This is a genomic window from uncultured Pluralibacter sp., from assembly GCF_913775985.1.
Classification (GTDB): domain Bacteria; phylum Pseudomonadota; class Gammaproteobacteria; order Enterobacterales; family Enterobacteriaceae; genus Pluralibacter.
This window is the reverse complement of record NZ_CAJYMB010000049.1, coordinates 1-14,122: the sequence shown is the minus strand read 5'-3', so window position 1 is coordinate 14,122 and position 14,122 is coordinate 1. Positions and strand designations below refer to the sequence as shown.

Genomic DNA, 14,122 nt, shown 5'->3' with positions numbered 1-14,122 from the left:
CTGATGCGCTTTTATCCCTCTTACAGCCGCGATCAGGTTAACGACACACATTAATGAATAATTGGAATATCTTTTAATAACAATAAATTATAATAAATTCTTCATTCAACAGTGTCGGCCTGTGCCGGGCGACCAATTCTTGCACAAAAAATTAACATCTGGTCATTATTTAGCACATAACTCTGCTGCCAGGGATAAATTACTATTATCATTTCGCTGAAAGCACAGCAAGCCTCTCGACGCGAGTGGAAAGAAATAGCAATGGCCGCGCCGAAAGACGGAGCAAGGAAACTCATCAACACGTTGAATATAAATAGAACATGTGAAAACGGGCGATCCGCTCAGCGGCGCTATTTTCAAATTAATTGATAGGATTTGCTAATAGTTGATAAGGGCAGCGCGCAAGTGTGGCGGCTTCGCGCTACCCAAAAGGGATTAACTAAGGAGCCCGGGGAAGCTGGATTTTATGCCGGCGACGATAAACTCGATGCCCAGCGACATCAGCAGCAGGCCCATAATACGGGTAATGACGTTAATACCGGTCTGTCCCAGCAGGCGAACAAGCCACGGCGCGATGCGAAAAAGCCCCCAGCAGCAGGCGGCAAACAGCGCGATAGCGACAGAAAACCCGATCAGGTGAGCGATGTTATGATAGCGCGTGCCCCAGACAATAGTAGAGCTGATTGCGCCCGGCCCCGCCATCAAAGGCAGCGCCAGTGGAACAACGCCCACGCTTTCACGTATGGCTGTCTCTGATTTTTCCTGCTTGTTCTGCTTATCCTCGCCAAGTTTACCGCTGATCATCGACATGGCGATGGTCACCACCAGAATACCGCCCGCGATACGAAACGAGTCAATAGAGATCCCAAATGCCTGCAGGATGCCGTTTCCCAGAAACAGTGACGTCCACAAAATGATGGCGACAGAGAGGTTCGCCGTCATGTTGGTTTTGTTACGCGCCGGCGCGGTCTGGTAGCTGGTCATACTGATAAAGACAGGGATGATCCCCACCGGGTTTACCAGTGCAAACAGGCCAATGAAAAACTTGATGTAGGTTGGAAAATCGAAAAGCGTCTGTATCACGGTATTAAAGCGGCCTTATCAAACAAAATGAGCACAATGAAACGAAGCGCAAAATTGTGCTGAAGATACGCTTTTTATTCACGTTGTTCACGCGAAATTTGCCCTGGCCGCCCGAGCACGGCGGGGCGCGTAATATTCATTAATAAACCTGTAGTGCGAACAACCCGGTCCCACAGCTCATCTGGATTTTAATAATTTACAAAACCGCACAAAAACCGCCTGCTGAAAGGTGTCAGCTTGCGTTAATCTTGACGCCGATCACGTATTTTCTACTTAGAAGTGGGTAATCTTGATAATGCCAACAGAGGATATCAATTTCTGAACTGAGGCTGAAATGGACAAGGCTTTTTTAGTAAATCAGTCGTGCGAACAGAACGTAAAAAAACGTTAATTTACTGTGTGTTACATCAGCACTACTCCCCGTCGTCTATACTGGGGCTTGCGCAACTGCTTTACTAAAAAAGTTTAACATTATCAGGAGAGCATTATGGCTGTTACTAACGTTGCTGAACTCAACGCCCTCGTCGAGCGCGTAAAAAAAGCTCAGCGGGAATATGCCAACTTTACTCAAGAACAGGTTGATAAAATTTTCCGCGCTGCCGCCCTGGCTGCCGCAAATGCTCGAATTCCATTAGCAAAACTGGCCGTTGCCGAATCCGGCATGGGGATTGTTGAAGATAAAGTGATCAAAAACCACTTTGCTTCCGAGTACATTTATAATGCCTATAAAGATGAAAAAACCTGTGGCGTCCTCTCTGAAGATGACACCTTTGGTACCATCACCATCGCCGAACCGATTGGTATCATCTGCGGCATCGTTCCAACCACCAACCCAACCTCAACCGCGATTTTCAAATCGCTGATCAGCCTGAAAACCCGTAACGGTATTATCTTCTCTCCGCATCCTCGTGCTAAAGACGCCACCAACAAAGCAGCAGACATCGTTCTGCAGGCTGCTATCGCCGCGGGCGCACCGAAAGATCTTATCGGCTGGATCGATCAGCCTTCCGTCGAGCTGTCTAATGCGCTGATGCATCACCCGGATATCAATATGATCCTGGCGACCGGCGGTCCGGGCATGGTTAAAGCAGCCTACAGCTCCGGTAAACCGGCTATCGGCGTTGGCGCCGGCAACACGCCAGTGGTTATTGACGAAACCGCAGACATCAAACGTGCGGTGGCCTCCGTGCTGATGTCTAAAACTTTCGATAACGGCGTTATCTGCGCCTCCGAACAGTCTGTTGTGGTTGTAGATTCGGTCTATGATGCGGTTCGCGAGCGTTTTGAAACCCACGGCGGCTACATGCTGCAGGGCAGCGAGCTGAAAGCCGTTCAGAACATCATCCTGAAAAACGGCGCGCTGAATGCCGCTATCGTTGGCCAGCCGGCAGCAAAAATCGCTGAACTGGCAGGCTTTACCGTACCGGCCAGCACTAAAATTCTGATTGGCGAAGTGTCCGCCGTGGATGAGTCTGAGCCGTTTGCCCACGAAAAACTTTCTCCAACCCTCGCGATGTACCGCGCCAAAGACTTTGACGATGCGGTAAATAAAGCAGAGAAACTGGTGGAGATGGGCGGTATTGGCCACACCTCGTGCCTGTACACCGATCAGGACAACCAGCCGGAGCGCGTTAAGTTCTTCGGCGACAAAATGAAGACCGCACGTATTCTGATCAACACACCGGCCTCCCAGGGCGGTATCGGTGACCTGTACAACTTTAAACTCGCGCCGTCCCTGACTCTGGGATGTGGTTCATGGGGTGGTAACTCCATCTCTGAGAACGTTGGTCCTAAGCATCTGATCAACAAGAAAACCGTTGCTAAGCGAGCTGAAAATATGTTGTGGCACAAGCTTCCGAAATCAATCTACTTCCGTCGCGGTTCACTGCCTATCGCACTGGATGAAGTTATCACCGATGGGCACAAGCGTGCGCTGGTGGTAACCGACCGCTTCCTGTTCAACAACGGCTATGCGGATCAGATCACTTCCGTGCTGAAGGCCGCCGGTGTTGAAGTTGAGGTATTTTTTGAAGTAGAAGCCGACCCAACCCTGAGCGTCGTGCGCAAAGGCGCCGACCTGGCTAACTCCTTCAAGCCGGACGTGATTATCGCTCTCGGCGGCGGTTCCCCGATGGATGCGGCGAAAATTATGTGGGTGATGTACGAGCACCCGGAAACTGCGTTTGAAGAGCTGGCGCTGCGCTTTATGGATATCCGTAAGCGTATCTACAAATTCCCGAAAATGGGCGTAAAAGCGAAAATGATCGCTGTTACCACCACTTCAGGTACCGGCTCTGAAGTTACGCCGTTTGCAGTTGTGACCGACGATGCTACCGGACAGAAATATCCGCTGGCCGACTACGCCCTGACGCCGGATATGGCGATTGTGGATGCCAACCTGGTGATGGACATGCCGAAGTCGCTGTGCGCTTTCGGTGGCCTCGATGCGGTTACCCACGCGCTGGAAGCCTACGCTTCCGTACTGGCCTCCGAGTTCTCCGACGGTCAGGCTCTGCAGGCGCTCAAACTGCTGAAAGAGAATCTGCCGGCGTCTTACCACGAAGGCAGTAAAAATCCGGTTGCCCGCGAGCGCGTTCACAGTGCAGCGACTATTGCCGGTATCGCGTTTGCAAACGCCTTCCTCGGCGTGTGTCACTCAATGGCGCATAAGCTGGGCTCGCAGTTCCACATCCCGCACGGTCTGGCAAACGCCCTGCTTATCAGCAACGTGATTCGCTATAACGCGAATGACAATCCAACCAAGCAGACCGCTTTCAGCCAGTACGATCGCCCGCAGGCCCGCCGCCGCTACGCTGAAATCGCCGATCACCTCGGCCTGTCAGCCCCTGGCGACCGCACCGCAGCGAAGATCGAAAAACTGCTGGGCTGGCTGGAGAGTCTGAAAGCCGAACTGGGTATTCCGCGTTCTATCCGCGAAGCTGGCGTTCAGGAAGCCGATTTCCTGGCCCACGTTGATAAGCTGTCAGAAGATGCTTTCGATGACCAGTGCACCGGCGCTAACCCGCGCTACCCGCTGATTGCCGAGCTGAAGCAAATCCTGCTGGATACCTTCTACGGACGCGATTATGTTGAGGGCGCCACTACAGAGGTGAAAGCAGCGGCTCCGGCGAAAGCCGATAAAAAAGTGAAGAAGAACGCTTAATATCGTAAGCCAGTAAACGAAACCCGCCTGATGGCGGGTTTTTTTGTGGCTATAACCGATATCACAATGACAGATTAAACCGCGCCAGAACCCCTCACCCGCTGCTGAACTATTGTCAGGGAGCCTTCTATCAGCGCTTCTTTATAATGCTTGCGGCAGACGGAGACATAGCGCTCATTGCCGCCGATCACCACCTGCTCCCCTTCGTTATAAGGGCGGCCTGCTTGATCCAGGCGCAGCACCATACCCGCTTTACGCCCGCAAAAACACACAGTCTTAAGTTCCACCAGCTTATCTGACAAGGCTAATAGATACTGACTACCGGTAAATAGCTCGCCGCGGAAATCCGTACGCAGGCCGTAACAGAGCACCGGGATATCCAGCTCGTCAACGACCTCAGACAGGTCGTAGACCTGCTGTCGCGTCAGAAACTGGCTCTCGTCCACCAGCACGCAGTGGATGGCCTCCTGAGCGTGCATAGCGGCGATGTCGCTATACAACGCGGTATGCTGGTTATAAAGCCTCGCCGGCGAAGAAAGACCGATGCGCGAGCTAACTTTACCGGCGCCAAAGCGGTCGTCTATCTCGGCGGTATAAACCAGAGTGCGCATTCCCCGCTCCTGGTAATTATATGAGGACTGTAAAAGCGCCGTCGATTTACCGGCATTCATTGCAGAATAGTAAAAATATAGTTGTGCCATTTACAGCAACACCCCAGAAATCATCATCGTTCAATGCAGATAATTGTACCATATTGCCCTGCGGTTGCGGACGTAAGTCTCTCCGGTATCCGATGTGGTCACACAAAACATGAAGCATTATTCGTTAATGTACATCTGGATTATGGCGTTTAACCGTTCAGATATTAATCATAAGTTAATGAATGTTTATTGATAAGAGACGCTATAGCATTTGATGAATAACGCTGGCTGTAGCGGTGCGTTATTCAGTTAAGATTTGAATTACAGGATATATAGTTGTATACCATTGCTCCTAAAAGGCATACTCCAAAAGGGTGTATGCCAGAGTAGTGACCTCGGCTGATGAGAGAGATCATGCAATTTTTAACTTACCTTTATTAATAAATATGACAGACCAGCCTGTATTTTTGATTTCATTACAATCAGCCCTATTGCATATATGAAATTAACGCTCTATTATTAGAAAAACAAACCACCCCACAATATAAGTTTGAGAATACTACAATGAGCGAAGCACTTAAAATTTTGAACAACATCCGTACTCTTCGTGCACAGGCAAGAGAATGCACTTTAGAAACGCTCGAAGAAATGCTGGAAAAGTTAGAAGTTGTTGTTAACGAACGTCGTGAAGAAGAAAGCGCTGCGGCTGCTGAAATCGAAGAACGCACGCGTAAACTGCAGCAGTACCGTGAAATGCTTATTGCTGACGGTATCGACCCGAATGAACTGCTGAACAGCATGTCCGCAGTTAAAACCGGTACGAAAACCAAGCGTGCAGCACGTCCGGCTAAATATAGCTATGTAGACGAAAACGGTGAAACCAAAACATGGACTGGCCAGGGTCGCACTCCGGCCGTGATCAAAAAAGCAATGGATGAGCAGGGTAAAACTCTGGAAGATTTCCTCCTGAAATAAGCCGCTTTTCTGACTCATAAATCCCGCTTCGGCGGGATTTTTTTTACTTTTTTTATTTACAGAACTGCCACATCAGCTAAGTCTGTACAAATCCCAGGCAATAAAAAACCAGGCCATAAGCTGCTCCTGGTTTGTTATGTTATCGCTTAATGGATACTACTTAGCCAACCGCTTTTTCCAGCCAGGCTTTGAAATCTGCACCCAGCGTTTTGTGGCGAATACCATATTCGACAAACGCCTGCATGTATCCCAGCTTATTGCCGCAATCGTGGCTCTTGCCCTTCATATGATAGGCTTCTACCGTCTCTTTCTCGATAAGCATATCGATTGCATCAGTGAGCTGAATTTCATCCCCGGCTCCCGGAGGTGTTTTTGCCAGCAGCGGCCAAATTTCAGCACTCAGAACATAGCGACCTACGACGGCAAAATTGGAAGGTGCTTCTTCTTTCTTCGGTTTTTCAACCACGCCAACCATCGGTACGCTGTCGCCCGGATTCATATTTTCGCCTTTACAGTCAACAACACCGTAAGCGGTAACATCATCAACAGGTTCAACCATAATCTGGCTCGCGCCGGTTTCATCGAAACGCTTAATCATTTCGGCGAGGTTGTCGCGGGAAAGATCGGATTCGAACTCATCCAGGATAACGTCCGGCAGGATAACCGCCACCGGCTCATCACCCACGACCGGATGCGCGCACAATACCGCGTGCCCCAGGCCTTTAGCGAGGCCCTGACGCACCTGCATGATGGTCACGTGCGGAGGGCAAATAGCCTGTACTTCTTCCAGAAGCTGGCGCTTAACGCGCTTTTCGAGCATGGCTTCCAGTTCGAAGCTGGTATCGAAATGGTTTTCGATAGAGTTTTTAGAAGAATGGGTTACCAGCACAATTTCAGTGATCCCGGCGGCAATACATTCGTTAACGACGTACTGGATCAATGGCTTGTCGACCAGCGGAAGCATTTCTTTAGGAATCGCTTTCGTGGCGGGTAGCATCCTGGTCCCCAATCCTGCAACCGGAATGACGGCCTTCGTGACTTTAGAATCTATTGAAGCCATTTTAATCTCCTGAACTGTTCATCTCTTGAACGTCATTGTTAATTATTAAGAGCTTAAGTATATCAGACCCGCCGTATGAGCCGGGTCTGAAAAGAAAGGTGTAGCCAGAATTAAGATAATGACTAAAGCTGTCTGCTAATAATAACATCGCTTTGAATATGTGTTTATTGCAATATTTTGTAGTTTTGTCGAATGCTCACTCCGTGGACAACATCAGGCGTAAACGGCCTCCGCTGCCCCAGATTTGGCACTGCCAGGCGTCACAGCGCTGGCTTAGCTGGTTTAAGTAGGTGTTACCCATCGTGCCTAACGGAACACCATTACTTATCTGAATCTGTCTCTCGCCGGCGTTTAACGTGCCGTTCAGCCCTGCAGACACCAGAATGAGATTTTTGATCCCGCTGTGATAGTACCCCACCAGCAGCGGAAATTGCCCGGTCAGGCTTGCCTGACGCAGCAGATGATTTACCTGCTTAAGCAGGCTGCCCAGTTCCGGCAGCCGCTGCCCACGATGGGTTAGCTGCTCCTGAAGGAGGCTATTGAAAATTGCCCGCAGTAGCAGGGCCGCAAGAACGCCATTGTCCCCTGCCCGGGTTACATCAAGGCAATAAAAAGCCAGGTCGTTATCGGAAAGTGGCGCAATGTCGAGAACCAGCCCCGGTTTATCTGCCGCAACCAGCTGGCGGTAGTTAACCCGGCAGTGTGAAATTGTTTGCTGCACCGGAGGCTGAAGCTCCTGCAGCAGTTTAGCGGCGGCCGGCGGATTACTGACCAGCGCATCCCAGTCCTCAAATAAGCGCTCTTCCTCCTCAACCCGAGAGTTGAACATATTCGGATAGAGGCAGGCGAAAACAGTTTCACGAAGCTTTTCCAGATCCTGCACCGGCTTTAACAGCACATCCTGCACGCCCAGACGTAAGGCTTTCGCAATATCGGCCATATTTTCGGTTGCGGAGATAACAAGAATTGGCAACTGATGACCTTGATTACGCAAATGCTCTATTAACATCAGGCCATCCATTTTTGGCATGGCAATATCGCAAATCATCAGGTCGGGGTTTAGCTTCTCCATTTTGGCTGTCGCATCCAGCCCGTCTTCCGCCAGCACCGTTTCGGCGCCCAGAGACAAGAGCCAGGAATCGAGTAATGAGCGGAAAACAGGCTCGTCCTCAACGATTAGAATGAGTTTTCCCGCCAATGGCTGCGTCATGATATCTCCCCTGGCTGACAGTGCGACAATAGTGGCATCTATTCATCGTACCGCCTGTCAGATTTTGCTGAAGTCTTCAGATAAAGTGCTTAGCGCGGGCCTTGCACTAACGGTAACAATTCATCCATCTTCTTCTCGACGGCCAATTTACCGGCAGCGATTGCGGCAGCGGCACGGTGGAAATCGAGTGTGGATATTTGTGGGCAAAACGGTTGAATCAAAATATCGGGAGGATCACCTGCCATACGGTTTCGTTTCAGTCTATTTTCCAGAACCTGAATGGAAGTAGACATAATCTCCATCGCCGTAGGCGCTGCTATTTTGCGGCGTGTGGTCATCTCCCGGGTTCGCTTTCGTATGCGCTCGTACAGGGAGGCCGATGTGCCCTCTCCTCCATTATGCAATTCCGACTGCAGATTTACTGACAGCATATCCTGTTGCATCAGGTGGGCATCGTGCTGTAGATCTACCGCAATCACGATATCCGCCCCCATCGCCCGGGTTAGCGAAACGGGGACAGGATTGACGACCGCGCCGTCCACCAGCCAGTAGCCATTGTGCAAGACAGGCGCCATCAGGCCAGGAATGCTGCACGAAGCGCGAACGGCGTGATTAATATCGCCTTCCGTAAACCAAAGTTCACGCCCGGTACTTAAATTTGTCGCTACTGCCGCAAACTTGCGCTCGCAGGCCTCGATAGTCTCTGCCGGCAAAAGCTGGCGGAAGTGGCTAAATACCCGTTCGCCGCGTAATAAACCGCCGCGTCGCCATGACAGATCCATCAGGCGAAGAACGTCCCAGTAGCTGAAAGATTTAACCCAGCGCTGAAGAGGATCTAACCGATCGCAGGCATAGGCAGCCCCGACCAGCGCACCAATTGAGCAGCCGGCAACAATATCAATTTCAACGCCCATTTTTTCGAGGGCTTTAATGACGCCAATATGCGACCAGCCCCTCGCAGCACCCGCTCCAAGGGCAAGGCCTATTTTTAATTTTCTCATTACAGCAGGTGGACATCCTCCACTTCTTATCGTAGCAAGATTGCCTCTGCTCGGTTAACATATTTGCCGCCCGACGCTGTTGCGTCTTCGACATTTTATGATTTCACGAGAGGCGTCAATGCAGCAATTTTGCCCGTGTGGTAACGCACTGGAGTATAGCGCATGTTGTCAGCGATATCTCAGCGGCGCACAGCCAGCGCCAACTCCATCACACCTTATGCGTTCACGTTACACCGCTTTCGTTAAAAAAAACGCGGACTATCTGATCGCCACCTGGCACCCTGACTGTAATCCTCAGGCGCTCAGAGCCGAGCTTGAACAAGGCTTCGCCGGCACTGAATGGCTGGGGTTAACGATATTTTCCGCTGAACCGGGCCAGCATGAAAATGAAGGTTTTGTCAGTTTCGTCGCCAGATATCGCGACGGTCAAAAATCTGGCGCCATCATTGAACGCTCACGATTCTTAAAAGAAAATGAACAGTGGTACTATATCGACGGCACCCGCCCGGCAATTGGCCGCAACGATGCTTGCCCCTGCGGCTCGGGTAAAAAATTTAAAAAATGCTGTGGTCAATAAGACAGCGCGGCTAAAGTTGCACACACTTTCAACAGGATTTACCCCGCAATGCACTCAATACAACGTAAAATTTTGCGCACTATCTGTCCGGACCAGAAGGGCCTGATCGCACGCATCACCAATATTTGCTACAAACACGAGCTGAACATTGTCCAGAACAATGAGTTTGTCGATCACCGCACCGGACGCTTCTTTATGCGTACCGAGCTGGAAGGGATTTTCAACGATGCCACACTGCTGGCGGATCTGGACAGCGCGCTTCCGGCGGGTTCGGTTCGCGAGCTGAATCCGGCTGGCCGCCGCCGCATCGTTATTCTGGTGACAAAAGAGGCGCACTGCCTGGGCGATCTGCTGATGAAAGCAAACTACGGCGGACTGGACGTCGAAATTGCTGCAGTTATTGGCAATCACGAAACGCTGCGCCCGCTCGTTGAGCGTTTCGATATTCCGTTCGAGCTGGTTAGCCATGAAGGACACACCCGCGAAGCGCACGATACGCTTATGGCCGACGCCATCGAAGCCCACCAGCCGGATTACGTAGTGCTGGCAAAATATATGCGCGTTCTGACGCCCTCTTTTGTATCCCGCTTCCCGAATAAAATCATCAATATCCACCATTCATTTTTGCCGGCGTTTATTGGCGCGCGCCCCTACCACCAGGCTTACGAGCGCGGCGTAAAAATTATTGGCGCCACGGCTCACTATGTGAATGATAATCTTGATGAAGGTCCGATTATTATGCAGGACGTTATCCACGTCGATCACAGCTATACCGCAGAAGATATGATGCGCGCTGGCCGGGACGTGGAAAAGAATGTTCTGAGCCGGGCGCTATATCAGGTGCTGGCACAGCGGGTGTTCGTCTACGGTAACCGGACGATTATTCTTTAATCCTTTATAAAATGAGATGGTTAGCTTTGCAGCGTTACGCATAAAAAGCAGGCAACCGGTTCATTTTTAGTAAAGGAGTGCTTTACAGAGGCGCGTCATTTGATATGATGCGCCCCGCTCCCGCAAGGAGCAGGCCAGTGATAAGCAATACCCCGTGGTGGGGTTCCCGAGCGGCCAAAGGGAGCAGACTGTAAATCTGCCGTCATCGACTTCGAAGGTTCGAATCCTTCCCCCACCACCATCCTTTTAGAAATCCGCATAACTCAATTAAGCACAACGATTCATTTATTCTCGATCGGGAAGGATGAGAAGCTTCGACCAAGGTTCGATTCGAGCGCAGCGAGAAAGCGCTGCCGCAGGCAGCGACCCGAAGGGCGAGGAGCGCAGCGACGAGTTATCCTTCCCCCACCACCATCCTGATCTAAAATCTCAACGGCAATACCTGCACAACGTTTCATTTATTCCCAACCGGGGAAGGATGAGAAGCTTCGACCAAGGTTCGATTCGAGCTCGGCGAACATCATAACTCTCATATTCCGCACGTAAAGCCACCCGCACCCGCACCAATACCGCCCCTTACTCCTGACGCAGGCTGATGTTCGAATGGCTGTTGAAAATTTCCAGCACAATATCAAAAAATAACTCTCCGCTTCCGCTATCAAGCTCAATCAGCTTTCGCTGAAACAGAGCAGCATTAAAACGTTCGGGCTGCCTGAGTTTCTCACGATACCAGCAGCGGGTTTCCTCCTCTCCAAGATCGGTGCGGTTTTTCTCCATTTGTTGCCAGATCACCACCGCCGTGGCCGAATTGTGTAAAACGCCGTATCCGCCGTAGAGCATGTCATCCAGCGCATCGAGACTTTCACCCAGCGTCCACGTTTCGCCAACCATAAATACCCGGTTAATTTCCGTATAAAATGACGCAATATCGTGAATATTCGCGCCGTTAATGTACAACACATTCTTTGACATACAATTTCCTGAAGCTGAACTACAAAGCAGGCAACCTGCGCGTGACGGGTGAGCTTTTAATTATCGAGGTATTGCACTGCGCCATCTCTGCAAGCTGGTCCAGCTCTGTGTCGAGATGAGCAATATCTCTCACCACCATCCGCGCCACGAAGCAGTCCTCGCCCGTTACCTTGTCACACTCAATACATATGGCGAGCGCCTGCAGATATTTTTCAACTTTTTTGAGCATGCCAGGCAAAGGACGAACCCGGACCAGCACCTGCAGGCTGTAACCTAATTCAGCGATATTTATCCGGGCGCTGTAGCCCTGAATAATCCCCCTCTCCTCAAGACGCCTGAGGCGTTCGGCCGTGCTGGGTGAGGTCAGGCCGATCATGCCGCTAAGCGTTTTAAGTGACATTCTTGCGTCCTGCTCCAGGCAGGTGAGAATGGCGCGGTCGGTGTTATCAATTAAGCTACTCATATAAACAGCCTTTGAAATCAAGGTAAATTCCGGCATCCACCTTATCCTGATAATGGCCTTTGCGCCGCATATTCTTGAGAATAATCAGACTACATTCAGGAGCCCTTCCATGCGCGATTTTAAAACAGGCACTTGCCAGATGATTCTGGCGATGATTATCTCTGGCTCTATTGGCGCCTTCGAGCTCCTTTCTGGATTAGCCGTTATCGATGTGGTGTTCTGGCGTTGCGTCATCGGCGCTGCGGCATTAATGGCGTTTATCTATTTTAGCAAAACACCTTTTTCCCGATTTACCCTGCGCCAGCTGCTGCTGGCCGCGGGCGGCGGCGTAGCGCTAGTGATTAACTGGCTGCTGCTCTTTGCCGCCTACACGGACATCTCAATGGGGATGGCAACGGTCGTCTACAATACGCAACCGTTTATGCTGGTGTTAATGGGGATCGCGCTCGGAGAGCGAGTTGGCCTGCTGAAGTGGGGCTGGCTGCTGCTGGCATTTGCGGGAGTGATAATTTTACTCTCCAGCGATTTGCACACCGGCGGCAAAGGCCACCTTGCCTCAGGCATTATGCTGGCGCTGGGCGCCGCTTTTTTCTATGCCCTGACGGCAATTATTACCCGCCACCTGAAGGCGTTCCCGCCCCGGCAAATTGCGCTTATTCAATGTCTCACCGGTATTGTAATGCTGCTGCCTCTGGCCCACCTCGCGCCAACAGGAATCCCCCTGCCCTGGGGTATTCTGCTCACGCTGGGTATCGTGCATACCGGCATCATGTATCAACTGCTCTACAGCGCCATTCAGAAATTGCCGACCCCAGTTATCGGCTCTCTGTCGTTTATCTATCCCTTAGTTGCCCTGCTGGTTGACGCGCTGGTCTTCGGGCACACCCTGACGCTGGCGCAGGCCGCCGGCGGGATCCTGATATTGCTTTCTGCGGCGGGCAACAATCTGGGCTGGGGAACAAAAAAAGAGGCCCCGCAAATGCGGGGCCCCGGTTCAGCGTAACCACTATCAGCGGCGCGCGCGCACAATCTGATATTTACGGGTCAGGTACTCAACCGGAACGCTCCAGATGTGTACCAGTCGGGAGAACGGGAACAACAGGAACAGCGTCATGCCCAGCACGATATGCACGCGATAGACAAAGGCTACCCCGTCCAGATAATGGGACGCACCGCCGTGGAAGGTCACCACTGACTGCGCCCAGTTGACCAGCTTCATCATTTCACTGCCGTCCGGATGCTGAGCCGAGAAGTGAATGGTAATCAGGCCCAGCGCACACTGGATCACCAGCAGAGTCAGGATCAGGATATCCGCTGTGGTGGTTGTGGCGCGCACCCGCGGGCTAAACAGGCGACGCTTGAGCAGCAGTACGCCGCCAATCAGGCACAGCACGCCGGCAGCACCGCCGCCGAACATGGCCATCTTTTGCTTAACTTCGAGCGGCAGAAAGGATTCATACATCCAGTGCGGGGTCAGCATGCCGAGGAAGTGCCCGGCAAAGATCCCAAGAATCCCCAGGTGAAACAGATTAGAGGCCACGTGCATGCCTTTGCGATCCAGCATCTGGCTGGATCCGGCACGCCAGGTGTACTGGCCGTAGTCGTAGCGCAGCCAGCTGCCTATCAGAAACACTGCGCCTGCAATGTACGGATAGATATCAAAAAAGAACATATTCAGAAAGGGCATTAGCGCTCTCCTCCATTAGTGATATTCAGATACTGCGGCGCAACGGCGCCGGCAAAGCGGCGCTGGTGGGCAGCAATTTCAGATTCAGCGCAGCCCTGGTCGGTAAAAAACTTAACCTGCTCTTCTTCCCAGACTGCATCCAGCGCCTGCGGCGTATCGTCCCGAACCTCGCTGGCGATTTTATCCGCCACTTTCTGGCTGTCGATTTGCGTACTGGCGATATTTAGCAGCACGTCAAACAGCGCGGCGTAGCGGCTTTCACGCTGGGTCAGGCGCGCGCTGAGCAGCGCCAGAATCGGCGCCACGTCCTGCAGCCCGCCAACGGCTTCGCTTTTCGGCAGCTGGGCGAGGTATTCCAGATACAGCGGAAGATGATCCGGCAACTCGCGGCTGTCGAGC

Annotated in this window: 14 protein-coding genes, 1 tRNA gene and 1 other RNA gene; 7 read left to right on the top strand and 9 right to left on the bottom strand. The window is 51.6% G+C overall.

The annotated features are described in order from the left end of the window. Window positions 1–435: 435 nt before the first annotated feature. A complete protein-coding gene (locus QZ766_RS05945; RefSeq protein WP_297198683.1) occupies window positions 436–1,083 on the bottom strand; it encodes a YchE family NAAT transporter in 648 nt (215 codons plus the stop codon). A gap of 487 nt (window positions 1,084–1,570) precedes the next feature. On the opposite strand from QZ766_RS05945, the gene adhE reads away from it, so the two are divergent. Further along, window positions 1,571–4,246, top strand: coding sequence for a bifunctional acetaldehyde-CoA/alcohol dehydrogenase (gene adhE / locus QZ766_RS05940; RefSeq protein ID WP_297198680.1), 2,676 nt, complete (start codon window positions 1,571–1,573; stop codon window positions 4,244–4,246). A gap of 74 nt (window positions 4,247–4,320) precedes the next feature. Here the strand turns inward: adhE and tdk are convergent, their stop codons facing one another. Beyond that, window positions 4,321–4,947: a thymidine kinase gene (tdk, locus tag QZ766_RS05935; protein ID WP_297198677.1), complete on the bottom strand. Its 627-nt coding sequence runs from the start codon at window positions 4,945–4,947 to the stop codon at window positions 4,321–4,323. Window positions 4,948–5,451: 504 nt separating this feature from the next. On the opposite strand from tdk, the gene hns reads away from it, so the two are divergent. Then, complete coding sequence (gene hns / locus QZ766_RS05930; RefSeq protein ID WP_297198673.1) at window positions 5,452–5,862, top strand: histone-like nucleoid-structuring protein H-NS; 411 nt, start codon at window positions 5,452–5,454, stop codon at window positions 5,860–5,862. 160 nt (window positions 5,863–6,022) lie between these two features. On the opposite strand, the gene galU is transcribed toward hns, so the two are convergent. The 3 genes from galU to rssA form a co-directional block, all read right to left on the bottom strand. Then, window positions 6,023–6,922, bottom strand: coding sequence for a UTP--glucose-1-phosphate uridylyltransferase GalU (galU, locus tag QZ766_RS05925; RefSeq protein WP_297198670.1), 900 nt, complete (start codon window positions 6,920–6,922; stop codon window positions 6,023–6,025). Window positions 6,923–7,118: 196 nt separating this feature from the next. Then, window positions 7,119–8,132 carry a two-component system response regulator RssB gene (gene rssB / locus QZ766_RS05920; protein ID WP_297198668.1) on the bottom strand — a complete coding sequence of 338 codons (1,014 nt, stop codon included), beginning with the start codon at window positions 8,130–8,132 and terminating at the stop codon, window positions 7,119–7,121. 89 nt (window positions 8,133–8,221) lie between these two features. Beyond that, a complete protein-coding gene (gene rssA, locus QZ766_RS05915) occupies window positions 8,222–9,133 on the bottom strand; it encodes a patatin-like phospholipase RssA (RefSeq protein WP_297198665.1) in 912 nt (303 codons plus the stop codon). 118 nt (window positions 9,134–9,251) lie between these two features. Between rssA and QZ766_RS05910 the strand changes: the two genes are divergently transcribed. From QZ766_RS05910 to QZ766_RS05895, 4 genes are all read left to right on the top strand, one after another. Next, a complete protein-coding gene (locus QZ766_RS05910; RefSeq protein ID WP_297198662.1) occupies window positions 9,252–9,710 on the top strand; it encodes a YchJ family protein in 459 nt (152 codons plus the stop codon). Between the two features lie 48 nt (window positions 9,711–9,758). Continuing rightward, window positions 9,759–10,601, top strand: coding sequence for a formyltetrahydrofolate deformylase (gene purU, locus QZ766_RS05905; protein WP_297198659.1), 843 nt, complete (start codon window positions 9,759–9,761; stop codon window positions 10,599–10,601). Between the two features lie 156 nt (window positions 10,602–10,757). Continuing rightward, a tRNA-Tyr gene (locus QZ766_RS05900) sits at window positions 10,758–10,842 on the top strand. 42 nt (window positions 10,843–10,884) lie between these two features. Further along, a non-coding RNA gene (locus QZ766_RS05895) (RtT sRNA) lies at window positions 10,885–11,015 on the top strand. A 162-nt stretch (window positions 11,016–11,177) separates the two neighbouring features. Here QZ766_RS05895 and QZ766_RS05890 read toward each other — a convergent pair. Beyond that, window positions 11,178–11,573 (bottom strand): barstar family protein, encoded by a 396-nt coding sequence (locus QZ766_RS05890; protein WP_297198655.1) that lies wholly within the window; start codon window positions 11,571–11,573, stop codon window positions 11,178–11,180. A 19-nt stretch (window positions 11,574–11,592) separates the two neighbouring features. Continuing rightward, the gene (locus QZ766_RS05885; protein ID WP_297198762.1) at window positions 11,593–12,036 is read right to left on the bottom strand and encodes an Lrp/AsnC family transcriptional regulator; all 444 of its coding nucleotides are present in this window, start codon (window positions 12,034–12,036) and stop codon (window positions 11,593–11,595) included. Window positions 12,037–12,145: 109 nt separating this feature from the next. Between QZ766_RS05885 and QZ766_RS05880 the strand changes: the two genes are divergently transcribed. Then, the gene (locus QZ766_RS05880) at window positions 12,146–13,039 is read left to right on the top strand and encodes a DMT family transporter (RefSeq protein ID WP_297198653.1); all 894 of its coding nucleotides are present in this window, start codon (window positions 12,146–12,148) and stop codon (window positions 13,037–13,039) included. 6 nt (window positions 13,040–13,045) lie between these two features. On the opposite strand, the gene narI is transcribed toward QZ766_RS05880, so the two are convergent. Both narI and narJ read right to left on the bottom strand, forming a co-directional pair. Further along, on the bottom strand, window positions 13,046–13,723 hold the full coding sequence (gene narI, locus QZ766_RS05875; RefSeq protein WP_297198651.1) for a respiratory nitrate reductase subunit gamma: 678 nt from the start codon (window positions 13,721–13,723) through the stop codon (window positions 13,046–13,048). Further along, window positions 13,723–14,122: nitrate reductase molybdenum cofactor assembly chaperone (narJ, locus tag QZ766_RS05870; protein WP_297198648.1), on the bottom strand; the 400-nt coding region annotated here is incomplete at its 5' end. The genes narJ and narI, both read right to left, overlap by 1 nt.

What these genes read in the sequence shown, in the direction of transcription:
- galU (WP_297198670.1), bottom strand. Translation starts at nt 6,922, where the DNA reads ATGGCTTCAATAGATTCTAAAGTCACGAAGGCCGTCATTCCGGTTGCA.
- QZ766_RS05880 (WP_297198653.1), top strand. Translation starts at nt 12,146, where the DNA reads ATGCGCGATTTTAAAACAGGCACTTGCCAGATGATTCTGGCGATGATT.
- QZ766_RS05885 (WP_297198762.1), bottom strand. Translation starts at nt 12,036, where the DNA reads ATGAGTAGCTTAATTGATAACACCGACCGCGCCATTCTCACCTGCCTG.
- tdk (WP_297198677.1), bottom strand. Translation starts at nt 4,947, where the DNA reads ATGGCACAACTATATTTTTACTATTCTGCAATGAATGCCGGTAAATCG.
- QZ766_RS05910 (WP_297198662.1), top strand. Translation starts at nt 9,252, where the DNA reads ATGCAGCAATTTTGCCCGTGTGGTAACGCACTGGAGTATAGCGCATGT.
- QZ766_RS05890 (WP_297198655.1), bottom strand. Translation starts at nt 11,573, where the DNA reads ATGTCAAAGAATGTGTTGTACATTAACGGCGCGAATATTCACGATATT.
- purU (WP_297198659.1), top strand. Translation starts at nt 9,759, where the DNA reads ATGCACTCAATACAACGTAAAATTTTGCGCACTATCTGTCCGGACCAG.
- rssB (WP_297198668.1), bottom strand. Translation starts at nt 8,132, where the DNA reads ATGACGCAGCCATTGGCGGGAAAACTCATTCTAATCGTTGAGGACGAG.
- hns (WP_297198673.1), top strand. Translation starts at nt 5,452, where the DNA reads ATGAGCGAAGCACTTAAAATTTTGAACAACATCCGTACTCTTCGTGCA.
- adhE (WP_297198680.1), top strand. Translation starts at nt 1,571, where the DNA reads ATGGCTGTTACTAACGTTGCTGAACTCAACGCCCTCGTCGAGCGCGTA.
- rssA (WP_297198665.1), bottom strand. Translation starts at nt 9,133, where the DNA reads ATGAGAAAATTAAAAATAGGCCTTGCCCTTGGAGCGGGTGCTGCGAGG.
- narI (WP_297198651.1), bottom strand. Translation starts at nt 13,723, where the DNA reads ATGCCCTTTCTGAATATGTTCTTTTTTGATATCTATCCGTACATTGCA.